The sequence below is a fragment of the Sphingomonas sp. Leaf28 genome (genome assembly GCF_001421685.1).
Taxonomy (GTDB): domain Bacteria; phylum Pseudomonadota; class Alphaproteobacteria; order Sphingomonadales; family Sphingomonadaceae; genus Sphingomonas; species Sphingomonas aurantiaca.
Genome location: NZ_LMKX01000007.1, coordinates 760,985 through 784,731, shown reverse-complemented (window position 1 = coordinate 784,731; position 23,747 = coordinate 760,985). Strand labels below are relative to the sequence as shown.

Genomic DNA, 23,747 nt, shown 5'->3' with positions numbered 1-23,747 from the left:
CCGTATACGGCAGTTATTGAACCGCCCTAGTTTCGTCGGAAGACAAGTCAAGTCTTCTTACTGATCTGAGTGTGTGAAATCGTGGTCATGAACAGCAAATGGTCAGTCCCGCGGAGACGGGGACCCGTAGTGGCAGACGTCGCGACCATGCGCACGAGTCAGCCACTATGGGTTCCCGCCTGCGCGGGGATGACGGCGGTCAGTTCCGCAATGGCTTGCCCGTCTGCAGCATGTGGACGACGCGCGCCTGGGTGCGCGGGTCCTTCACGCTCGCCATGAACGCCGCCCGCTCTAGGTCGAGCAGCTGGTCCTCGGTGACGGTATCGACCAGATCGGCCTCACCGCCCGTCAGCACCTCGGCGAGACGATCCGCGACGACGAGGTCGTAGTCGGTCGCCATGCCCTTCTTGTGGAAGTCCGCGACCGCCATGCTCAGCCCCGTACGGCCGCTTTCGCCCGCCAGCCGGAAGGTCGGCGCCTCTGGTGCGACATAGCCCTCGACCAGCGACAGCGCCTTGGCCTTGGCGTCCGCGAGCAGCCGGTCGCGGTTCATCGTGATGCCGTCGTCCTTGCGCAGGATCATCATCTCCTTCGCCTCCGCCGCCGACTTGGCGACCTGCGCGGTGGAGACCGCCTGGAACACCTTGGTCAGCACCGGCATCGGGCCCTTGGGCAGCGTACCCGACTTGGTCCAGCGATCGAGCATCTCGCCATTGCCGCCCCAGCCGGGGACGAGCCCGACGCCGCATTCGACGAGCCCTGCATAGGTCTCGGCATGCGCCTGCACCGCGTCCGAATGGAGCAGCACCTCGCACCCGCCGCCGAGCGCGAGGCCCGCGGGCGCGCTGACGACGGGGAAGGGCGCGTATTTGAGCGCCTTGTATGCCTGCTGCCCGCCTTTGACGCTGGCCTCGACCATGTCCCACAGGCCCGCCCCGACCGCGAACATCGCCGCGCCGAGATTTGCGCCCGCCGAGAAGTTCGACGCCTCGTTATACACAACCAGCGCCTTGAAGCGCTCGCGGACGACCGGGATCGCCTCGTTGATGAGCGCTACGACTTGGTCGTCGAGCGCGTTCATCTTGGTGTGGAATTCGAGCGCGGCGACCCCGTCACCGACATCCCAGAGCGATGCCGACAGGTTCTGGAGGATCGGCTGCGACCGCAGCTTGATGTCCTCGAGCAGTTCGACGCCGTCCGCGCGCGGCACGTCGGCATAGTCGCCGCCCGTCGTGAGATACTGGCGCTGGCCATTCTCGACGCGGTAGAACGGACGATCGCCCGCGGTCGTCAGGATCGCGGGAACGTCGCGGCCCTCGTCGGCGAGGCGCGCAGCGAGAACGCCCGGTCCCATCCGGTCGATCAGCTCGAACGGCCCGTATTTCCAGTTATAGCCGAGCTTCATCGCATCATCGATCGCGACGATATCGTCTGCGGCTTCGCCGACGAGCATCGCCGCATAGGACAGCGTGTTGCCGAGGATCGTCCAGGCATAGGTGCCGATCTTGCCCGGCTCGGCGATCAGCGCGGCGAGATCCTTGCCCGTCTTGCCGGGCAGTTCCGCGGGCTTGGCCTCGGGCCGATACTCGCCGGTCGCGAGGTCGAGCGACAGCTTGGTGCGCGTCGCCTTGTCGAAGCGGTAGAAACCACCCTTGCCCTTGCGGCCGGTGAACCCGTCGGCGATCATCTTGTCGACCAGCGGCATGTCGCGGACCGTATCGAAATACGGATCGCCGGCGGGCAGCGTGGAGGAGAGGCTCTTCGACAGCAGCGGCATCAGGTCGACGCCGACGAGATCGACGAGGCCGAAGATGCCGGTCTTGGGCACGCCCATCGGGCGGCCGCCGATCTGGTCGGCCTCCTCGACGGTCAGCCCCTGGTCCATCGCCGCGTTGATCGCGATCGCCAGCCAATAGGTGCCGATGCGGTTGGCGATGAAGCCCGGCGTGTCTTTCGCGCGGACGATCCGCTTGCCCATGAAGCGATCGACGAAATCCTCGACCTTCTCGGCGACCGCGACGTCGGTGTGCGCACCGCGGACGATCTCGACCAGCCGCATGTAGCGCGGCGGGTTGAAGAAGTGCGTGATCAGGAAGTCGGCCTTGAACTGGTCCGAGCGGCCCTCGACGAGGTTGCCGAGCGGAATCGTCGAGGTGTTCGACGAGACCGCGGTACCCGGACGCTTCAGCGCCTCGAGCTTGGCGTAGAGCGCCTGCTTGATGTCGAGCCGTTCGACGATCGCCTCGACGATCCAGTCGCACTCGGCGACCCGGTCGAGATGATCGTCGATATTGCCCGTCTCGACCAGCTTGGCCGCGCGCTTCGACATGAAGGGCGCGGGGTCGGTCTTGAGCATCTTGGCAACCGCGCCCTTGGCAACCGCATCGCGGTCGTCACCCTCGCGGGGAACGATGTCGAGCAGCAGCACGGGAATGCCGGCATTGGCGACCTGTGCCGCAATACCCGCGCCCATCACGCCGGCGCCGATGACGCAGACCTTTTTCACCTGATCGACCATCATGCGCGCTCCAACACCGTTGCGATGCCCTGACCGCCGCCGATGCACTGCGTCGCGAGCGCATAGCGGCCGCCTTCGCGGGCCAGCAGCGCGGCGGCCTTGCCAACGATCCGCGCGCCGGTCGCGCCGAGCGGGTGGCCGATCGCGATCGCGCCGCCATCGAGGTTGATCGTCTCGTCATTCAGCCCGAGATCGCGGATGCAGGCGATTGCCTGGCTGGCGAACGCCTCGTTGATCTCGACCACGTCGAGGTCGGCGACGGTGATCCCGGCACGCTCCAGCGCCTTCTTCGACGCACCGATCGGGCCGAGGCCCATCGTCTCGGGCGCGCAACCCGACACGCCGATCGACTTGATCCGCGCGAGGATCGTCAGGCCATGCTTCTTGGCGAACTCTTCCGAGGTGACGAGCACCGCGGACGCGCCGTCGGTCAGCGGCGACGACGTGCCGGCCGTGACCGAACCTTCCGCGCTGAACGCGGGCTTCAGGCCGGCGAGCGCTTCGGTCGTGGTCCCGGCGCGGATCGTGCCGTCCTGGCTGACGGGGCCGGCCTTGGTCTGGATCGTCACGATCTCGTCGGACAGCCGGCCATCGGTGCGCGCCGCCGCGGCCTTGTCCTGGCTCTTCACCGCGAATGCGTCCTGCTCGGCGCGCGTGATCTGGTATTGGCGCGCGACGTTCTCGGCCGTTTCACCCATGCCCATATAGGCGCCGGCGCTCTTCTTCGCGAGCGCGGGGTTGGGGAGGGGGTTGTAGCCGCCCATCGGCACACGGCTCATCGATTCGAGCCCGGCGCAGATGAACGCCTCGCCCGCGCCGACCGCGATCTGGCCATAGGCGATGTGGATCGCGCTCATCGACGAGCCGCAGAACCGGTTGACCGTCATCCCGCCGACCGAGATCGGCAGGTCGGCGATCTGCGCGATCAGCTTGGCGACGTTAAGGCCCTGCTCGCCCTCGGGGAAGGCGCAGCCGAGGATGATGTCCTCGATCTCGGCGGGATCGACGCCGGTCTTGTCGAGCAGGCCGCGAATCGTCTGCGCGGCGAGGTCGTCCGGACGGACGCGGGCGAGATCGCCCTTGCCGGCGAGGTGGAACGGCGAACGGGCGTACCCGGCGATGACGACGTTGGTCACGATGATCCTCTCATATTGCGGTCGACCCGGTTAACGCTTGCGGGTTACCCTTAAGGTGCGATACCTCACCTTTACGTCAAGGTGAAGCGGCCGACAATATGGCTTACGCACATCGAGTAAGGGAGAGCGAGATGCACGACACTTCAGGTACCGCAGTCGGCATAGCGTTGCCGGGCCAGCCGCGGTTGCTGGGCGACATGCTCGACAGCTCGGTCCGCCGGTTCGGGTCGCGCAACGTTCTCGACTTCATGGGGCGGACGCTGACCTATGCCGAGCTCGGGCAGTCGGTCGACCGCGCCGCGCGGGGCCTGCAGGATCTCGGCGTCGTCAAGGGTACGCGGGTTGCGCTCTGCCTGCCCAACACGCCCTATTATCCGATCCTGTTCTTCGCGATTCTCAAGGCCGGCGGGATCGTCGTCAACGTCAACCCGCTCTATGTCGAACGCGAGCTGGCGCATCTGCTCGAGGATTCGGGTGCGACGATCATCGCCACCTGCGACATCACCGAGATCCATGCGCGAGTCCTCAAGGTCGCCGGGCAGATGGGCGTGAAGCACGTCATCACCTGCCCGATCGCCGGCGCGCTGCCGACGCTGAAGTCGATCGCCTACCGGATCTTCAAGCGCGCCGAGATCGCCCATGCCCCCGGCGACGCGCGCCATTGCACGTTCGACTCGCTGTTGAAGGCGAAGGGCGCGCCGGTGCCGGTCGCGGTCTCGCCGAACGACGTCGCTGTGCTGCAATATACCGGCGGCACCACCGGCGAGCCCAAGGCGGCGATGCTCAGCCATGCGAACCTGGTTGCGAACGCCGATGCGATGGTGGTGTTCGTCGGCGGCGAGCAGCCGCACCAGGACCGCGTGCTGGGGGCGCTGCCGCTGTTCCACGTCTTCGCGCTGACGACGGTGCTGACCTATTCGATCCGGACCGGCGCGGAAATGATCCTGCTGCCGCGCTTCGAATTGCAGCAGCTGCTCAAGACGATCGCACGGACCAAGCCGAGCTACTTCCCCGCGGTGCCGACAATCTATGCCGCGATCACCACCGCGGCGGATACGCAGGCGATCGACCTGTCGTCGATCCACGCGTGCATCTCGGGCGGCGCGCCGCTGCCCGCCGAGGTCCGCACCGCGTTCGAGGCGGCGACCGGCGCCAAGCTCGTCGAGGGCTATGGGCTGTCCGAGGCGTCGCCGATCATAACCTGCAACCCGATCGGGGGAATCAACAAGCCGGGCTCGGCGGGCCTGCCGTTTCCGGGCACGACGATCGAGATCCGCGACCGCGGGGATCCGACCCGGCTGCTGCCGATCGGCGAGAATGGCGAGATCTGCGCGCGCGGGCCGCAGATCACGCAAGGTTATTGGCACAAGCCCGCCGCGACCGCCGACCTGTTCGTCGACGGCGCGCTGCGCACCGGCGATGTCGGCCATCTCGACGCGGACGGCTATCTGTTCATCGTCGACCGGATCAAGGACCTGATCCTGTGCGGCGGCTACAACGTCTATCCGCGCGTGATCGAGGAGGCGCTGTATGAACACCCTGCCGTGCTCGAGGCGGTGGTCATCGGCGTGCCCGACACATATCGTGGGCAGGCACCCAAAGCCTTTGTCGTGCTGGCCGAAGGAGCGGTGGCTACCCCGCTCGAACTGCGTGATTTTTTGCGTGACAAGATCAGCAAGATCGAGCTTCCCCGCGAGGTGGAAATCCGCGACACTCTGCCCAAGACGCTGATCGGCAAGCTATCCAAAAAGGAACTTGTCGCAGAAGAGGCCGCCAAGGCAGCAGCGTCGGAGGCGAGGGGAGTGGACGCGTGAACGACCGACAGGACGATCTTACCGGCATACAGGAGGTTTCGCGCATGCTCGGCGTGAGCGCGCGCACGCTCAGATTCTACGAAGACAAGGGGCTGATCGAGCCGTGCCGGATCGGCACGACACGCGTCTACACGCGGCGCGAGGTGGCACGCATGCAGTTGATCCTGCGCGGGAAAAGGCTGGGCTTCACGCTGCGCGACATCGAGGAGTTCCTCGACCTGTACGACGCCGATCCGCAGCATGTCGAACAGATGCGCGCGCTGGCGGAACGCTGCCGCCAGCGGATCGACCTGCTCGATGCGCAACGCGAGGCGATCGTCCAGACGCGCGACGAATTGGAGAAGATCGAGCAGGAAGCGCTGGCGCGGATTCCGGACGGGGCGGTCTAGGAAGCGCTACCCCGCCGAGAGTTGCACCACCCCGGCGGAGGCCGGGGCCCAGTTGGAAAGGTTGCAGTAACACCGCGCTGCACTCAGTTGGCGACGTCCCCCAACTGGACCCCGGCCTTCGCCGGGGTGGTGAGGGGTGAGAGAGCGTCAATCCTCCCCCGCTAGGGGGAGGTTGCTGGCTCTTGCCAGACGGAGGGGGCGGCCAGCGACGACCGCCGTTCCGTGTCCTCCCCCTCCGTCGCCTACGGCGCCACAGTGCGAGGTCGATCATGCTCCCAGCATGATCTTGGATTGCCGGGGGCAATCCAACCTCGCACTCCCTGGCGGGGGAGGATTGGGGGCGAGGCTTAAAGCCCGACCACGCCGCCATCGTTCTTCGTGATTACGATCGTCGCCGACCGAGGGCGCGACGGCGCCGTCACCGTGCCAGCCTGGTTTGCCGGCCAGCTGCTGGTGATGTTGGTCGGGCCGCCATTCTCGCCCGGATGCTGGATGTTGACGAACAGCGACCGCCCGTCCGGTGTCGTGTGGATGCCGGTGATCTCGCACTCCTTCGGCCCGACCAGGAAGCGGCGCAGTGTCGCCCCCGGTGCCTTGCCGATCCGCGTCGTCACCGAGCCGGTCGCCGCGCCGATCGTGTTGGTCACCGTCCGCGTTCCGCCATCGTTGACGCTTCCCGGCACCGAGGCGAGCAGCATGCAGTTGGTGACGTCGGTATAAGCGCCGTCGTCGGTCTCGATCCACATCACCGGCGCGATCGTGCCCGAGGCGTTGCTCGGCAGGCCGAACCACAGACCGTCGGGCGACGAGAAGTCGTTGGTCGCATCGAGACCCGACAGGTTGATGTTGGTCGCATCCAGATCGGACCCTGCGCCGAACGCATAGATGTCCCAGGCGAAGGTCGTTGCCTCGGACGTGTCGCCAGTTTCGCGCAGGCGGATGATGTGCCCGTTGGCGTTGCCAGTGGTCTGCCCGCTGGTGGTCTTCGGATCGACATAGGCGCGCGGGTTGGAGGCGTCCGTGGTCGCCACCGTGCGCGACGAGTTGTTGGTGAGCGTGCAGTACATCTCGCCGGTCGCGGGATTGACCGCGGTCCACTCCGGCCGATCCATCCGCGTCGCACCCAGCGCATCCGCGGCAAGGCGCGTGTTGATCAGCACGTCGACCTGGCTGGCGAACGGATAGGCCGCATTGGCGGAGGTGAGGGGGCCCTGGCCGAACACCAGCGGGAGCCACTGGCCGCTACCGTCCGCTGCGAACTTCGCGACGTAAAGCGTTCCCGTATCGAGATACTTGTCGCCGATCGCAAGACGGTTCGCCGCGGTGGCATCCGCCGTCGCCCAGGGCGTCGCCGACACGAACTTGTAGATATACTCGTTCTGCGCATCGTCGCCCATGTAGAAAGCGGGCTTCACGCCAGCGATCGTCCGGCCGATCTGGCACCCCTCATGGTTCATGCGGCCCAACGCGGTCCGCTTGCGCGGCGTCGAGGCGGCGTCGAACGGATCGATCTCGACCACCCAGCCATATTGGAAGATCTCGTTGCGGAAGTCGCCCGTGCCATCGGCGGGTGCGCCGGCCTGTGCGGTGATGTTCCAGCGCGAATAGATCGTGCTGGTGGTGTCCGCCGGCGTGACCGTCGACCAGCCATAATTGCCGCCGGTGTTGCTCTCGGTCTTGCCGTAGCGCGTCAGCGACGTGTTGGCCTTCACGCCGACCGCGCCGGTTGCCGCGCGCCGCGCCGCGTCGCCGACTTCGCGCTTGAAATAGCCGACCCAGTTCTCTTCGTTCGTCAGATACGTGTTCCAAGGCATTGTGCCGTTTGCACAATTGTTGATCGTGCCGCGCCCTGCGGTCGCATCGGGCGAATAGCGCGTCTTGAGGCTGTCGGCACCGCGGACGGGGCCCGAGAAGCTCATTGGCGTCAGCGGGGTGATCCGGCGGTTGAACGACGAGGTCGGCGCATAGGCCCAGCTCGCGGAGCGGTTGACCTCGATGACCGACACGCCGTGGCATTCCATTTCCTTGAGCGCCTCGGCCTCGGGGCGCACGCCGCCGGTCGAGGTGGCGCCGTTCGGATGGAGATAGGCCTGCGTGATGTTCTCGTGGTTGAGGACGAGCAGGCCGCGCGCGTTGCCGTTGGCGTCGGGCGTGCCCGATGCCGACAGGCCGAAATAGCTCATGCCGTCATGGTGATCGCCGGCGCGCTTGGAGAAGGTCGTGTCGGTACCATCATTGGTATAGGCGCCGACTCCGCTGCCGATCGGATCGCCAAGCCGGTACAGGACGGTGACGGCATATCCGGTAGGAACCGCAACGACATCGGCGAGGCTCTTGGCAACCGCCGTGAAGCCGAGCGATGCCGCGCCGACCGTCACGCTGGTGGTCGCGGTCACCGAACCGCCGGCTGATACCGCCGTGAACAGGAAGCTCAGCACGGTGCCGGCCGCCGCGCCCGGGACGATGAAGGTTGCCGTCGACGTGTTCGCACCGGCGAGAGTCACCGTCGGTCCAGCGGTCTGGGTCCAGTTCACGCTGTCGACCTGGCCGATCGCCGCACCGGTCAGCGTCGCGACGCGACCGGCGGACGAGCTGCCGCCCGCGGTCGCGGTTGCGGTCACGGGATCCGAGCCGCCGTCATTGTCGTCGTCGCACCCGGTGAGCAGCATCCCGCCGAACACCGCCGCGGCGGTGGCCGACATGCCGCCCATCAGCGTCTGGCGCCGCGAGTAACGGACGTCGATCAGGTCGTTCAGATGCGGGTTGCTGGTCGGATTGGCGTCGATATCGCCGTCGGTATAGATGGTCTCGAACGTCATGCTTGGTCCCCCCGGGGATGGTTGCGCGGTATGTAACGACTGCTTGGAAGTCAGAATTTCGCGCCCAGCTCGACGCCGTAGAAGCGCGGCTCGCCGGCGATGTACGTTGGGATGCCGAAGCTGCCGCCGGTGTTGCCCGCGTCGATCAGGTAGCGCTTGTTGGTCGCGTTGCGGACGAAGCCGCCGACGCTGTACTTGCCGGCTGCGAATTCGAGCCCGGCGCGCAGGTTGAAGAGCGTGAAGCCGCGCTGGCTGATCGCCTCGCTGTTCGGGATTTCGAAGAAGACCTTCGACTTATAGGTCACCGTCGGCGTGGCGTAGACGGTCGCGCCACCGACCGGCACGCGCAGCAACGCCCCGGCGGATGCCGTAAACTTGGGCTGGAGGCGGAAGCGGCTGCCTCCATAATTGCCGTTCGTATCGGTATCGCTGATCTTGCTGTCGATATAGCTGAACGTGCCGAACAGCGACAAAACGGGTGCGAGCTTCAGATTGCCCTCGAGTTCGACACCGACATTCTTGGCGGATCCGGCGCTCAGCGTGACGGCGGGCACGGTCTGCGTGGTGACCTGGAAGCTGTCATATGTCTGGTAGAACACCGAAGCCGCACCGCTAAAGGGTCCGGCCCGGCCCTTAATGCCGCCCTCGTAGTTCCAGACATTCTCCGGATCGATGATCGACAGATTGGGGCCGACGCCAAACGCCGTGGTCTGCGCAGACAGCTGGACGACGGGCGACCGGCGGCCCTTGCTGACGGTCGCGTAGAGGTTGACGTCATCGTTCACTTTCAGGAGCGCGTTGAAGCGCGGCAGGATCGCGGTGAAGCTCCTTTTCGCGACGAACTTGTTGCCGTTGGTGTTGGCGGTCCCGAGCAGGCTCGTCCGGATGCCGAGCGATGCGAGGATCACCGAGTTCGGCTGGATCGAGGAATAGCCCGACTGGCGATCCTCGATCAGGATGCGCGCGCCGGCGGTCAGTTCGAGTGCCGGGACCGGGATGTAGGTCGCGTCGGCGAAGACCGAATAGGCGTCGTTGTTGCCGTAGTTCGTGAACTCCGAGGTGTAGGGTATTGACGTTGCACGCCCACCCGTCAGCACGGCCGTTGCACGGGTCGCGGGGATCGTGCCGTTGGCCGCGACGCAGCCCGTTCCGGTCGGAATGCCGGCGCCGTTGAGCGCCGTGCGGATCGGGGCATAGGCAGCGGCAACCGAGCAGGCGAGATACGTGCCTTCCTCGGTCGCGAACGGTACGCGCTGGAAGCCGTTCTCGAAGAACGCGTTCCAGCCGACCGAGGCGCGGTATTTCGGGCCTTCGAAGGCGAAGCGGCTTTCATGGCTCCACTGGTCGCCCTTGGCGTCTTCGGCGAACTCGAGATACGCCGCGGGGCCGCCATCCGCATCGAAGATCTCGAGCGCGTCGAACCGGCGATAGCCGTTGACCGTGGTGAAGGTGATGCCCGGCGACAGGTCCGCGGTGATCGTCAGGTTCGCGTCATAGACGTTGCGGTCGAGCCCGAGCTTGCGCGCGCCGAGCGCGGCCTCGCTATATGGCGAGCCCGAAAGCTCGGCATAGCCATAGTCGCCGGTCTGGCCACCGGTCGGGGCATGCGCACGGCTCTTGAACGCGGTGCCGGGGTTGCGCTGGCCGTCATAGGTGAGGACGAGATCGGCGGTGATGCTGTCACTGGGCGTGAAGCGCAGCGAACCGCGGACGCCGCGCTGGTCCTGCCCGTTCAGATCGTCCTGGTCGACGCCACCCTGATTCTGGTTCGGGACGTTGGCGTCGCCCGCGATGTTGCGGACATAGCCCTTGCGATACTTGTACGCGAAGGCGAGCCGCCCGGAGAGGATGTCGTTGCCCGCGTTGAGGAAGCCCGACACCTGCGTCCGGTCGAAATTGCCATAAGAGGCATCGAGCGCGCCCGAAAATCCCGGCTGCGGCTTGTTCGAGATGAAGCTGACCGCGCCGACCGCGGCGGCGGTGCCGAACAGCGTCGCCTGCGGGCCCTTCACGACTTCGATCCGCTCGAGGTCGTACAGATCCTGCCACGCGCCGCGCGACCGGCTGATGTCGATGCCGTTATAGTAGAGGGTGACGCGCGCGCCCTGCTGCGACGAGCCGTTGTCCGAGGTGATGCCGCGGATCACGAAGCCGGGATTGTTTGCGCTCTGCTCCTGCACCTGCAGGCCGGGGATGAACGCGGCGACCTCGTCGAGTTCGGAGACGCCGATCGCGGCCATCCGTGCGCCGGTCAGTGCGGTGACGGTGACGGGTACGTCGGCGATCCGCTGCTCACGCTTCTGTGCGGTGACGATGATGTCGTCGCTCGCGGTGCCGGCTTGCTGCTCGGCCTGCGTGGTGGCCTGCGCGAGTGCCGCCGTCGAGCAGGTCGTGGCGAGCGCCGTCAGCGCCAGCCGCGTGAAGATGTGTGTCATGAAGTCCCCCCGTGTCGTTGGGGAGCCACTAGGCGGCCGACGTGACGTTTCGATGGCGTAATAATGAAAGCAAGATGACGGTTGCGTAACGACGCTGTCACATCGCTGCCACCGCGCTGTCTTCGATCGCGGCTAGCAGGCGCTCACACCGCTCAAGAAAGCCTCAGCCGATGACGATCAACCGCCGCGACGCCTTGAAGAATGCCCTGAAGCTGGCCGGATCGGGTGCCACGCTCGCGCTGCCCGCCGTCGCGACGCAGGCGGCGGACGCGGTCAGGAGCCGCTTCGACCACGGCGTAGCGAGTGGCGATCCCTCGGTCGACGGGGCGATCCTGTGGACGCGAGCGACCCCCGCCGACCTCGCGCAGTCCGGCGACATCGCGTTGACGTGGCACGTCGCCGAGACCGAAGGCGGCAAGCCGGTTCGATCGGGCAGCGTCAAGGCGCGTGCCGCACGTGACTTCACGGCAAAAGTCGAGGCGACCGGGCTGCGGCCGGGCCGCGAGTATCGCTACTGGTTCGACGCTGCGGACGGGACGCGCTCGCCGGTCGGCCGGTTCCGGACGCTGCCCAGGGGCAAGGTTGCCGACGTCGTGATGGCAGTGGTCTCGTGCCAGCTCTACGCGGGCGGGCTGTTCAACGCCTATGACGCGATCGCCAAGCTCGACCGGCTCGACGCGGTGCTTCACCTCGGCGACTATATCTATGAATATGGCGTCGACGGCTATGGTGCGGACATCGCCAAGAAGATTGGCCGCTTCGTCGAGCCCCGCCACGAGATCGTCAGCCTCGCCGACTACCGGATGCGCCATGCGCAGGTGAAGCGCGACGTCGATATGCAGGCCGCGCATGCCCGCGCCGCGTTCATGTGCGTGTGGGACGACCACGAGGTCGCCAATGACGACTGGATGCACGGCGCCGAAAACCACGATCCCAAGACCGAAGGCGACTGGGAGGCGCGCAAGGCCGCCGCAATGCAAGCCTATTTCGAATGGATGCCGATCCGCGATCCCAAGCCCGGCCAGCCCTGGGCGGCGATCAACCGCAGCTTCGATTTCGGCGACCTTGCCACGCTGGTGATGGTCGAAACGCGGCTGCTCGCGCGCAGCCATCAGGTCGTGTCGAAGGGCGAGGAGATCACGCCCGCCGAATATGCACCGATGATGGCGGAACGCGCGCGCAACGACCGCGAACTGCTCGGTCCCGCGCAGCTCGCCTGGGTCGAGAAGACGATGGCGAGCTCGGTTGCGGCGGGCAGGCCGTGGCAGGTGCTCGGCAACCAGGTGGTGATGGCGAAGGTCGCCGGTCCCGACATGGAGCGGCAGCTCGGCGCGGCGAAATTCGCCGAGACGATGGCCAAGCTGCCGACGATATGGCGCGAGCGGCTGAACGCGAGCATCGCGTCGTACCGCGCAGGGCTTCCGTTCGGCTTCGACAGCTGGGATGGCTATCCGCCCGCCCGCGAGCGGCTCTACGCCGCGTTCCAGCGCGCCAAATCGCGCCCGATCGTCCTGTCGGGCGACAGCCACGCGGCATGGGCGAACGATCTGCACGATGCATCCGGCACGCTGGTCGCCGCGGAGTTTGGCTGCACCGCGATCACGAGCCCGTCCTATGGCTCGCTGCTGCCCGGTATCGGCACGCTCATCGCCGACGCCAATGCGGGCGAAGTCCGCTTCTGCGACCAGGACGGCAAGGGGTTCACGCTGCTGACGCTGACACCGGAGCACGCGACGGCCGATTCGATCACCGTCTCGACGGTGATGACGAAGCCCTACACGCAGGCCACCGCAGCGCGCTTCCGCACGCACGCCGATCGCCGCGATCAGCCGCTGGAAAAAATTGCCTGAGACTTGCCGGGCGCGTCGACGGCCTTGGCCGGGAATGCGCCCAATCGGGCCCACGATAGGCGCCGCGTGATGTTAAAGCTCGGGGAAGATCGGGGGGCTCGGAACCCCCCGAAAAATCGGCAATGGTCGGGGCGATAGGATTCGAACCTACGACCCCTGGACCCCGAGACCAGTGCGCTACCAGACTGCGCCACGCCCCGACAACATTGCCGGTGAGCCCCCTAGCCGCGACGCGGGTGGCGATCAAGACAATTATGGACTGTCACCATGATCTATCCCCCGCGCGACGTCGCTGCTAGGAGCGCGGCATGACTCCGCTCGACCGCATCCGCAATTTTTCCATCATCGCCCATATCGACCATGGCAAGTCGACGCTTGCCGATCGGCTGATTCAGCAGACCGGCGGCCTGACCGCGCGCGAAATGTCCGAGCAGGTGCTCGACAATATGGACATCGAGAAGGAGCGCGGGATCACGATCAAGGCGCAGACCGTGCGTCTCGCGTACAAGGCCAAGGACGGCCTCGATTACGTCCTGAACCTGATGGACACGCCCGGCCACGTCGACTTCGCCTATGAGGTGAGCCGCAGCCTCGCCGCGTGCGAGGGCGCGCTGCTCGTGGTCGATGCGGCGCAGGGCGTCGAGGCGCAGACGCTCGCCAACGTCTATCAGTCGATCGAGCATGATCATGAGATCGTCCCCGTCATCAACAAGATCGATCTTCCCGCCGCCGAACCCGAGAAGGTCCGCAAGGAAATCGAGGACGTGATCGGCATCGACGCGTCGGGCGCGGTGCTCGCATCGGCCAAGTCGGGGATCGGCATCGAGGACATCCTCGAGGCGATCGTCACGAAGATCCCGCCGCCCAAGGGCGACCCCGAGGCGCCGCTGAAGGCGATGCTCGTCGACAGCTGGTATGATCCGTATCTCGGCGTAGTCATCCTCGTCCGCGTGATCGACGGGGTCCTGAAAAAGGGCCAGCAGATCAAGTTCATGCAGACCGGCACGATGCATCTGGTTGACCGGGTCGGGTGTTTCCGCCCCAAGATCGAGCAGCTGACCGAGCTCGGCACGGGCGAGATGGGCTTCATCACCGCGCAGATCAAAGAGGTCGCGCAGACTCGCGTCGGCGATACGATCACCGATGCGAAGCGACCTGCGCTCGAGGCACTGGCGGGCTTCAAGGAAGTCCAGCCGGTGGTGTTTTGCGGGATGTTCCCGGTCGATGCCGCCGAGTTCGAGAAGCTGCGCGAGTCGATCTCCAAGCTGCGGCTGAACGATGCGAGTTTCTCGTTCGAGATGGAGACGTCGGCGGCGCTGGGCTTCGGTTTCCGCTGCGGGTTCCTGGGGCTGCTGCATCTGGAGATCATCCAGGAGCGCTTGACGCGCGAGTATGACCTAGACCTGATCACGACTGCGCCGTCGGTGGTGTACGAGATCGAGCTGACCCACCCCGATCCCGCGGGCACGACGCATATCGAGCTGCACAACCCCGCCGACATGCCCGAGCCGAACAAGATCGCGACGATCAGCGAGCCGTGGATCGAAGCGACGATCTACGTCCCCGACGAATATCTCGGCAGCGTGCTCAAGCTGTGCCAGGATCGCCGCGGCATCCAGAAGAACCTTACCTATGTCGGCGGTCGCGCGCAGGCGACCTACGAGCTGCCGCTCAACGAAGTGGTGTTCGATTTCTACGATCGGCTGAAGTCGATGTCGAAGGGCTATGCCAGCTTCGATTATCACCAGATCGGCTATCGCGAGGGTGACCTCGTCAAGATGGGTATCCTCGTCAACGAGGAGCCGGTGGACGCGCTGAGCATGATCGTCCACCGCGGCACTGCCGAAGTGCGTGGTCGCGGCATGGTCGAACGGCTGAAGGACCTGATCCCGCGGCATCTGTTCAAGATCCCGATCCAGGCGGCGATCGGCGGCAAGGTGATCGCGCGCGAGACAATCAGCGCGATGCGCAAGGACGTGACCGCCAAATGCTATGGCGGTGACGCGAGCCGCAAGAAGAAGCTCCTCGAAAAGCAGAAGAAGGGGAAGCTGAAGATGCGCGAGTACGGCTCGGTCAGCATCCCGCAGGAAGCGTTCATCGCCGCGCTTCGCATGGGCGACGACGCGTAGGCGAAACCGCCAATTTTCCCGCGTTGGGGGGCGGGGCGACGGTGCCGTTCCGCCGCGAATTTCGTCCGAGGGCGCGCGGCTAGCTGAAGCCGGGAGTCGTTAGCGCGCGCCGGCCCGACGGGCGGGTGGCTGGATCGCCTGCCACCACTGTGCCGTCATTCATACGTCGCCATGCCAAGCGCGATGTAGCTGATGCACAGGATGATTCGGGACAGCCAGGCGATCTCGCCATGCAGAACGACGGTGGTCGCTATGGCCACCATCCATCCGGCCGTGATCGCCCATGCCTGCCACGCGAAGGGGAACGGGAAGATGCCGCCGGTCGCACTCGGTTCGAACCAACCCGAGTGGCGGACGGTCAGCCAAAATCGCATCAACAGGTCCATGCAGCGAGGCTAGCATGCCGTCTCGGCCGGTCGCCATCGGCAAAAATATCGCACCGTGTTGCAAAGCTGTGTTTGCCTGGCCGCGCGGTCACCAACTGTCATCATACCAACACAATCCCCGCCTAACCGCCGGCCCGGGGAGTGAGCGTCGCGAGGCGTCGTCGTGTCGTCCGGGGAGGGCGGGCGAGGGCAAGCCGCGACGTTGTATTTTGGGATGTGCGGCCGCTCGTCAGGGACGGCGCCGCACGATTGGGGAATATCATCTTGAAGATTTCGGTCGTTAAGTCGGCGCTGATGCTCGGTGTCGCGTTTGGTTCGGTTGTGGGTGGCACGGCCGCGTTCGCGCAGGCCGCGCCAGTCCAGGATCAGGCTACGCAGGCAGCCCCCGAGGAAGGCCTCGGCGACATCGTCGTGACCGCCGAGCGTCGCTCCGAGAACCTGCAGAGGGTGCCGCTGTCGGTCGGCGTTGCATCGGGCGACGCATTGCGCGCCTATACCGCCGGCGGCGACGACACGCTGCTCGCGCTGTCGGGTCGCGTCCCCGGACTGTACGTCGAATCGACGACCGGCCGCATCTTTCCGCGCTTCTACATCCGCGGTCTGGGCAACATCGATTTCTACCTTGGCGCATCGCAGCCGGTCACGATCATCCAGGACGACGTGATCCTCGAGCACGTCGTGCTGAAGTCGAACCCGGTGTTCGACGTCCGCCAGGTCGAAGTGCTGCGCGGTCCGCAGGGGTCGCTGTTCGGGCGCAACACCACCGCCGGCATCATCAAGTTCGACACGAACAAGCCGACCAACGACTTCGAGAGCCGCGCCTCGGCCTCGGTCGGGTCGTACAACAGCGTCAGCCTGGACGCCGGTGTCGGTGGCCCGCTGATCAAGGACCTCCTGGCGATCCGCCTGTCGACGCTGATCCAGCACCGCGAGAACTATGTCGACAACGCGTTTGCGGGCACCAGCCAGGACAGCACGGCCACGCCGCGCAAGAACGCGATGGGCGGCTTCGACGATCGCAACGTCCGCCTCCAACTCGCGCTGACGCCGGGCAACGCGTTCTCGCTCGACCTGTCGGGCCATGCGCGCTGGTATGACGGCACCTCGACGCTGTTCCACCGCGGCGCGCTCAAGAAGGGCTCGAACGACGTCTCGGCCGAGCCGCGCAACACCGTGTCGCTCGACGAAGGCAACGACAACCCGCAGAGCTACAACACCTACGGCGGCTCGGTTCGTGCGACCTACGACTTCGGTCCGGCCGCGCTGACCTCGATCACCGCCTATGAGACGACGTCGGGCTTCAGCCGCGGCGATACCGATGGTGGGGCGGGGGCGAACTTCCCTGTGCGCGGGGTCGCCAACGGCTTTGGCCAGTCGCAGGGCCAGATCCGCGATCTCGATCAGTGGTCGCAGGAAGTGCGAGTCGCGGGCACGCCCGGCGGGCGCTTCAACTGGCAGGTCGGCGGCCTGTATTTCGACAACCGCGACATCACCGACTTCTATCAGCGGACGTTCTTCCTGACGACCGCCGCGCGCAACCCGAACAACTGGGTGCGCCTGCACGACGTCAACACGTCGTGGTCGGGCTTCGGTCAGGTCAGCTATGAACTGGTCGACAAGCTGACGCTGACGCTCGGCGGCCGCATCACCGAGGACAAGAAGCGCACGCAGCTGCTGAAGACGGTGCAGAATGTCGCGGGTGTCAGCCAGTATCCGGCGAATTTCCGTCGCGACGTGACGCTCAAGGCGACCAAGCCGAGCTGGGATGCGAGCCTCCTGTATCAGGCGAGCCCGGACGTCAGTGTGTACACGCGCATTGCGCAGGGCTTCCGCGGACCGACGATCCAGGGGCGTTCGGCGGTGTTCAACTCCGACTTCTCGACCGCGAAGTCCGAGACGATCCTGTCGGGCGAGGCGGGCGTGAAGAGCCGGCTGTTCGACAACACGCTGACGCTGAACGCGACGGTGTTCGCCTATCGCGTCAACGACATCCAGCTCAACGGCAATGACGTCAACGGCAACGGGATCCTGTTCAACGGCAACAAGGCCGACGCGTACGGCATGGAAGCCGAGGCCAACTGGAAGCCGGTGCCCAACCTGACGCTCGGCGCAGGGCTCAGCCTGTTGCACAGCGAGATCCGCGACAAGACGACCGAGGTGCAGATCTGCGCGCTCAACAACGCCGTAGTGTGCACCCCCTCGGCGGCGGTTCGCCCAGTCCCGGGCGCGTTCGGGACGACCTATCTGGTGAAGATCAACGGCGAGCCGTTGCCGAACGCACCGGAGTATAACGTCGACCTCACCGCGCGCTACGACCAGCCGCTGGGCAATGGCGGTCGCGCGTTCATCGCGGGCGACTTCAACATCCAGGGCTACACGCAGTTCGTGCTGTACAAGACCAAGGAGTTCACCGCGAACGGCAACTTCGAGGGCGGCCTCAAGATCGGCTATGCCGCGCCCGACGATGCGTATGAGCTGTCGGTGTTCGCACGCAACATCACGAACGAGAAGAACCTCAAGGGCGTGATCGAGAACTATATGGCCGCGGTGTTCAACGAGCCGCGGATCATCGGCGTGTCGCTGAGCGGCAAGTTCCGCTGATCGACTGATCGACCGGCGCTTCCCCCTCCCGACCGCGGGAGGGGGAAGCGTGCTTAACACCCGCGTGACGCATTTTTCAGGAGCGCGGCCTGTAACCGTGTCGTAGCGATCTGAAATGGCGATTTGCCGTTTTCCTTCCGCCGGTTGATACTCCCCCGATGTCGCTCAATCCTGTCTTCTACGATGCTAGCGGCCGTCGGCGCCGGCGGTTCACCTTTGGCGTTGCCGCGTTCGTCGCGCTGCTTCTGCTGTCGATCGCCGTGTTCGCGGTGTCGATCGGTGCGGTGCCGACCGCGCCGCTGCTGCCGATCGAGCCGGAACACCCCGCGCTCCACAAGCTGCCGGCACCGCGCGGCGGCATCCTGCGCGAGACGCGGCGCGACCTGAATTATTACGCCAAGCAGCTGTTCGGCACGAGCGCAGCCAAGCCCGGCGTCGGCAACGGCGCCAACCCGCAGCTCGCGATCGCCTTCCACGCGCCATGGGACGAGGCGAGCACCGCCAGTCTCGCGCGGCATGTCGAGCAGCTCGACTGGCTGATTCCCGGCTGGGTCTCGATCACCGGCAAGGATCACCGGATCACCGTGTTCCGCGACCAGGCGGGGCGCGACATCCTCAACAAGGCGGTCCACCGCCCGATGATCCTGCCGATGGTGCAGAATGCGGTCGATGGAAACTGGGACGGCGCGGGCAGTGCGGCGCTGTTCGCCGACCCGAAGGCGCGGTCGGCGTTCCTCGACAAGCTCGTCCCGTTCCTCAGCGCGAATCATGCCGGCGGCGTGTTCTACGATTTCGAGGATCTGCCGGCCGGTGCGCAGCCCAACTACCGGGCGTTCCTGGCGGAGACGCGGGCGCGGTTCGCGCCGCGCGGCTGGGTGGTGGCGATCGCGGCGCCGGTCGCCAATCCGGACTGGAGCCTGCCGGCCTACGCCAAGGTCACCGACAAAATCTTCCTGATGGCGTATGACGAGCACGAGACGAGCGGCGCCCCCGGTCCGATCGCGTCGCAGCGCTGGTTCGCGCGGATGGTCGCCGATGCCGCGCGCGGGATCCCGCCGTCGAAGCTGGTCGTCGCGATCGGCTCCTACGCCTATGACTGGCATGCCGGCGCCGATGCGGGCAGTGGCGACGCACTCGACGTCGAGGAAGCGTGGCAGAACGCCGCCGATTCGGGCACGATGCCGACCTTCGACAAGGCCAGCGGCAACAGCAGCTTCGCCTATTCCGAAGGCGGCGTGCAGCATCAGGTCTGGCTGCTCGATGCGGCATCCGCGTACAACCAGATCGCGTTCCTGCAAAAGGCCGGCCTCGGCAGCGTCGCCTTGTGGCGTCTCGGCTCGGAGGATCCCGGGCTCTGGTCGATCTGGGGCCGCGATCACCGCAAACTGCCGATCCCCGATTCGATCGACGCGATGCCCGCGGGCACCAATGTCGATATCGAGGGCAGCGGCGAGATCCTGAAGATCGCCGCCGAACCTGTCACCGGCATCCGCGACGCGGTCCCCGCCAAGGACGGCACGATCGCCGACGTCAACTTCACGCGGATGCCGTCGCCCTATGTCGTGGTGCGGACCGGCTATCGCCCCAAACAGCTTGCGCTGACGTTCGACGACGGCCCCGATCCCGAATGGACGCCGCAGATCCTCGACGTGCTCAAGCGCGAGCATGCGCCGGCGACGTTCTTCGTGATCGGCGAGAATGCACTGACCGAGCGGCCGCTGCTCGAACGGATGGTCGCCGAGGGACACGAGATCGGCAGCCACACCTACACGCATCCCAACCTCGCCAACGTCTCGACACGGCAGGTGAAGTACGAGCTCAACGCGACGCAGCGGCTGTTCCAGGCGTTCACCGGCCGCTCGCTGCGGCTGTTCCGCGCGCCCTATTTCGGCGATGCCGAGCCGAGCACCGCGGACGAGATCCTGCCCGCGCTCGAAGCGCAGCAGCGCGGCTATATCTCGGTCGGCCTCCACGTCGATCCCGACGACTGGAAGCGGCCGGGCGTCCAGGCGATCATCGACCGGACGATCGCCGGCGTCGAAGCGGGCAACCCCGAGCGTAGCGGCAACGTCATCCTGCTCCACGACGCCGGCGGCAATCGCGCCGAGACCGTCGCCGCGCTGCCTGTGATCATCGAGCGGCTGCGCGCGATGGGCTACAGCTTCGTCCCCGTCTCGACGCTGGCGGGGCTCTCGCGCAACCAGTCGATGCCGGTGATCTCGTCGAGTGACCGCGTCGCAGCGGTCGCGGATCTCGCGCTGTTCAGCACGCTTGGCGGTATCGTCGTCGCGCTGCGCTGGATCTTCGGGATCGCGATCACGATCGGCATCATCCGCGCGCTAGCGCTCTCCGCGCTGGCGCTGATCCAGGCGCGGCGCGAGTTGAAGACGGTGTTCCCGGCGATCGACCCGTCGCGGTTCGTCACCGTGATGATCCCCGCATTCAACGAGGAGCGCGTGATCGTCCGCGCGGTGCAGGGCGTGCTCGCGTCGACCGACGTTGCGATCGAGGTGATCGTGATCGACGACGGATCGAGCGACGGCACCAGCCGCGTGGTATCCGATGCGTTCGCGGGCGACGACCGGGTCCGCCTGCTGACGCTCGAGAACGGGGGCAAGGCGCGCGCGCTCAATCGCGGACTCGAACTCGCGCGCGGCGAGATCGTGATCGCGCTCGACGCCGACACGCAGTTCGAACCGATGACGATCGCGCGTCTGGCGCGGTGGTTCGTTGATCCCAAGCTTGGTGCAGTCGCGGGCAATGCCAAGGTCGGCAATCGCGTCAACCTGATCACCAAATGGCAGGCGCTCGAATATATCACCGCGCAGAATCTCGAACGCCGCGCGCTTGCCCGTCTCAACGCGATGACGGTCGTTCCGGGGGCGGTCGGCGCGTGGCGGCTGGAGGCGATCCGCAGCGTCGGGGGCTATCCCGACGACACGCTCGCGGAGGACCAGGATCTGACGATCGCGATCCAGCGCCACGGCTGGACGGTGCAATATGACCAGTTCGCAATCGCCTGGACCGAGGCGCCCGAGACGATGCGCGCGCTGGCGAAGCAGCGCTTCCGCTGGGCGTTCGGGACGCTGCAGTGCCTGTACAAACACCGCTCGGCGATCGGCCGTTCGCAGCCGCGCGGGCTTGGCTGGGTCGGGTTGCCGCAGGCGATCGTGTTCCAGATCATCCTTGCCTCGATTTCACCGATCATCGATCTCGCGCTGCTCGTGAGCTTCGCGTCGACCTATCTCGCGGTGCAGGCGCATGGCTGGGAGCAGACGAGCCACGACGTCTATACGATGCTAGCCTATTGGCTGATCTTCACCGCGATCGACCTGCTCGCCGCGACGATTGCATTTGCCTTGGAGCGCAAGGAACGCTGGCGGTTGCTGTGGCTGCTGATCCCGCAACGGATCGGCTATCGCCAAGTGATGTATTACGTCGTCCTCAAGGCGATCGCGCAGGCGTTGCGGGGGCCGCTGGTCGGCTGGGGCAAGCTGGCGCGGACGGGACGCGTGACCGCGAACTGAGCGCGCAACATATCGCACCGACTGGCGTTATGGTCCCGCGCTATATATCGGTATGCGCGGGGTTCGAGGGACAAGCGGCATGCGGTATCTGACGTCGGCGCTGGGGATCATCGTCTGTTTTGCGGCGCCGAGTGCATACGCACAGGCTCGCCCGCCCTTGGTGCTTGCCGCCGCATCGTTGCAGGAATCTCTGACCGCAGCGGCCGATGCGTGGGCCAAGCAAGGCCACGTCAAGCCGACGATTTCGTTCGCGGCCTCGTCCGCGCTCGCGCGACAGGTCGAGGCTGGCGCACCTGCCGATCTGTTCGTCTCCGCCGACGAGGATTGGATGAACGCGCTCGCCAAGAAGAACCTGATCGTCGCCAAGACGCGGGTCACGTTCCTTGGCAACCGCCTGGTCGTCGCGGCGGCGGCGGGTAGCAGCGTGCGCATCCCGGTGCGTCCGCCCGCCGCGCTTGTCCGCGTCCTGACAGCGGGGCCGCTCGCGATGGCGGATACCGCGGTGCCGGCGGGGAAATACGGGCAGGCGTCGCTCGAGGCGCTGGGGGTATGGGCGCAGGTGGCACCGAAGGTGGTCCGCGCCGAGAATGTCCGCGCGACGCTGGCGCTGGTCGAACGCGGTGCCGCGCCGCTTGGGATCGTTTATGCGACCGATGCAAAGGCGTCTGCCAAGGTACGGATAGCAGGCGTTTTTCCCGAGCGCACGCACCCGGCGATCACCTACCCGATCGCGCGGCTCAGCGCGTCGACCAATCCCGAGGCGGAGGCGTTTCGCCGCTTCCTCGTCTCGCGCGCGGGCAAGGCGATCTTCGTGCGCTACGGCTTCTCCGCGCGCTAGATGCTCGATGCGACCGAATGGGGCATCGTCGCGCTGTCGCTGAAGGTCGGCGGCGTGGCGATGCTGGTGACGCTGCCGGTCGCATTCGCGCTGGCGTGGCTGCTCGCGCGTGTCCGCTTTCCCGGCAAGGTGATCGTCGATGCGGCGATCCATCTGCCGTTGGTCGTGCCGCCGGTCGTGACCGGCTGGATGTTGCTGCTCGCCTTCGGCCCCAATGGCCCGATCGGCGGCTGGTTGCAGGGCTGGTTCGGGGTGACCGTGCTGTTCCGCTGGACCGGGGCGGCGATCGCGGCGGGCGTGATGGCGCTGCCGCTGATGGTGCGCGCGATGCGGATCTCGATCGAGGCTGTCGACCGGCGGCTGGAGAATGCAGCGCGGACGTTGGGGGCAGGGCGGTGGCGCGTGTTCTGGACGCTGACGCTGCCGCTCAGCATTCCCGGCGTACTGGCGGGGGCCGTGCTAGGCTTTGCGCGGTCGATCGGAGAATTCGGCGCGACGATCACCTTTGTCTCCAACGTCCCCGGCGAGACGCAGACGCTGCCGCTGGCGATCTACTCGGCGCTGCAACAGCCCGGGGCGGATGCGCTCGTATGGCGGTTATCGTGCGTTTCCGTGGCCTTGTCGCTGGTCGCTCTTATCGCATCCGAACTCCTGACGCGGCGTGCGGGGCGGGGGCTGCATGTCCTTTGAGATCGATATCGAGAAGCGGCTGGGCGACGCGCGGATAGCGCTGACGCTCGACGCAGGGCAGGGTGCGACGGTGTTGTTCGGTCCCTCCGGGGTCGGCAAGTCGAGTATTCTGAACATGGTCGCCGGCCTGCTCCGTCCGGATCGTGGGCGGATCGCGATCGACGGCGAGACGCTGTTCGGCGATGGCATCGACTTGCCACCCGAACGACGACGTGCCGGCTATGTCTTTCAGGAAGCGCGGCTTTTCCCGCACATGCGCGTGCGTGCGAACCTGCTGTACGGCGCCCGCGGCGAAGCGGAGCGGTTCGAGGATAGTATCGGCTTTCTCGGCATCGGCCATCTGCTCGATCGCTGGCCGCGCACGCTGTCGGGCGGCGAAGCGCAGCGCGTCGCGATCGGGCGGGCGCTTCTCAGCAAGCCGCGCTTCCTGTTGCTCGACGAACCGCTGTCGTCGCTCGATCGTGCGCGGCGCGACGAGATCATGCGGGCGATCGAGCATGTCCGCGACGTGCTCGCGCTGCCGATCCTGATGGTGACGCACGATCCGGAAGAAGCCGAGCGGATCGGCACGCGCGTCGTGCGGATGTAGCATGCCGCGTGACCCCGCCCGGTGCG

The 23,747-nt window shown here is 66.3% G+C and carries 14 protein-coding genes and 1 tRNA gene; 9 read left to right on the top strand and 6 right to left on the bottom strand.

Features of this window, described 5'->3' with window-relative positions; all coding sequences use genetic code 11:
* Nucleotides 1–199 precede the first annotated feature (199 nt).
* Together ASE79_RS09915 and ASE79_RS09910 are read right to left on the bottom strand one after the other, a co-directional pair.
* Nucleotides 200–2,518: a 3-hydroxyacyl-CoA dehydrogenase/enoyl-CoA hydratase family protein gene (locus ASE79_RS09915; RefSeq protein WP_056415878.1), complete on the bottom strand. Its 2,319-nt coding sequence runs from the start codon at nt 2,516–2,518 to the stop codon at nt 200–202.
* Nucleotides 2,518–3,654 carry a thiolase family protein gene (locus tag ASE79_RS09910; protein ID WP_056415364.1) on the bottom strand — a complete coding sequence of 379 codons (1,137 nt, stop codon included), beginning with the start codon at nt 3,652–3,654 and terminating at the stop codon, nt 2,518–2,520. Before ASE79_RS09910 ends, ASE79_RS09915 begins: the two co-directional genes overlap by 1 nt.
* Before the next feature lie 131 nt (nt 3,655–3,785).
* Between ASE79_RS09910 and ASE79_RS09905 the strand changes: the two genes are divergently transcribed.
* Nucleotides 3,786–5,468 (top strand): long-chain-fatty-acid--CoA ligase, encoded by a 1,683-nt coding sequence (locus ASE79_RS09905; RefSeq protein WP_056415361.1) that lies wholly within the window; start codon nt 3,786–3,788, stop codon nt 5,466–5,468.
* Nucleotides 5,465–5,857 carry a MerR family transcriptional regulator gene (locus ASE79_RS09900; RefSeq protein WP_056415358.1) on the top strand — a complete coding sequence of 131 codons (393 nt, stop codon included), beginning with the start codon at nt 5,465–5,467 and terminating at the stop codon, nt 5,855–5,857. Before ASE79_RS09905 ends, ASE79_RS09900 begins: the two co-directional genes overlap by 4 nt.
* A gap of 347 nt (nt 5,858–6,204) precedes the next feature.
* On the opposite strand, the gene ASE79_RS09895 is transcribed toward ASE79_RS09900, so the two are convergent.
* Nucleotides 6,205–8,676 (bottom strand): PhoX family protein, encoded by a 2,472-nt coding sequence (locus ASE79_RS09895; RefSeq protein ID WP_056415354.1) that lies wholly within the window; start codon nt 8,674–8,676, stop codon nt 6,205–6,207.
* Nucleotides 8,677–8,726: 50 nt separating this feature from the next.
* Complete coding sequence (locus tag ASE79_RS09890; RefSeq protein WP_056415349.1) at nt 8,727–11,111, bottom strand: TonB-dependent receptor; 2,385 nt, start codon at nt 11,109–11,111, stop codon at nt 8,727–8,729.
* Nucleotides 11,112–11,281: 170 nt separating this feature from the next.
* Between ASE79_RS09890 and ASE79_RS09885 the strand changes: the two genes are divergently transcribed.
* Entirely contained in the window at nt 11,282–12,961 is a 1,680-nt protein-coding gene (locus tag ASE79_RS09885; protein WP_056415343.1) for an alkaline phosphatase D family protein, read from the top strand.
* 123 nt (nt 12,962–13,084) lie between these two features.
* On the opposite strand, the gene ASE79_RS09880 is transcribed toward ASE79_RS09885, so the two are convergent.
* Nucleotides 13,085–13,161, bottom strand: a tRNA-Pro gene (locus tag ASE79_RS09880).
* Between the two features lie 108 nt (nt 13,162–13,269).
* Between ASE79_RS09880 and lepA the strand changes: the two genes are divergently transcribed.
* Nucleotides 13,270–15,090 carry a translation elongation factor 4 gene (gene lepA / locus ASE79_RS09875; protein WP_055877500.1) on the top strand — a complete coding sequence of 607 codons (1,821 nt, stop codon included), beginning with the start codon at nt 13,270–13,272 and terminating at the stop codon, nt 15,088–15,090.
* A gap of 155 nt (nt 15,091–15,245) precedes the next feature.
* On the opposite strand, the gene ASE79_RS09870 is transcribed toward lepA, so the two are convergent.
* On the bottom strand, nt 15,246–15,476 hold the full coding sequence (locus ASE79_RS09870; RefSeq protein WP_056415341.1) for a hypothetical protein: 231 nt from the start codon (nt 15,474–15,476) through the stop codon (nt 15,246–15,248).
* A gap of 294 nt (nt 15,477–15,770) precedes the next feature.
* Between ASE79_RS09870 and ASE79_RS09865 the strand changes: the two genes are divergently transcribed.
* The 5 genes from ASE79_RS09865 (at nt 15,771) to ASE79_RS09845 (ending at nt 23,721) form a co-directional block, all read left to right on the top strand.
* On the top strand, nt 15,771–18,077 hold the full coding sequence (locus ASE79_RS09865; RefSeq protein WP_082445244.1) for a TonB-dependent receptor: 2,307 nt from the start codon (nt 15,771–15,773) through the stop codon (nt 18,075–18,077).
* Nucleotides 18,078–18,235: 158 nt separating this feature from the next.
* Nucleotides 18,236–21,604 (top strand): polysaccharide deacetylase family protein, encoded by a 3,369-nt coding sequence (locus tag ASE79_RS09860; RefSeq protein ID WP_056415338.1) that lies wholly within the window; start codon nt 18,236–18,238, stop codon nt 21,602–21,604.
* Nucleotides 21,605–21,683: 79 nt separating this feature from the next.
* A complete protein-coding gene (gene modA / locus ASE79_RS09855; protein ID WP_056415335.1) occupies nt 21,684–22,442 on the top strand; it encodes a molybdate ABC transporter substrate-binding protein in 759 nt (252 codons plus the stop codon).
* A complete protein-coding gene (gene modB / locus ASE79_RS09850) occupies nt 22,443–23,132 on the top strand; it encodes a molybdate ABC transporter permease subunit (RefSeq protein WP_056415332.1) in 690 nt (229 codons plus the stop codon). It abuts the gene before it with no gap.
* Complete coding sequence (locus ASE79_RS09845) at nt 23,122–23,721, top strand: ATP-binding cassette domain-containing protein (RefSeq protein WP_056415873.1); 600 nt, start codon at nt 23,122–23,124, stop codon at nt 23,719–23,721. The genes modB and ASE79_RS09845 overlap by 11 nt, the downstream gene beginning before the upstream one ends.
* Nucleotides 23,722–23,747: the final 26 nt, after the last annotated feature.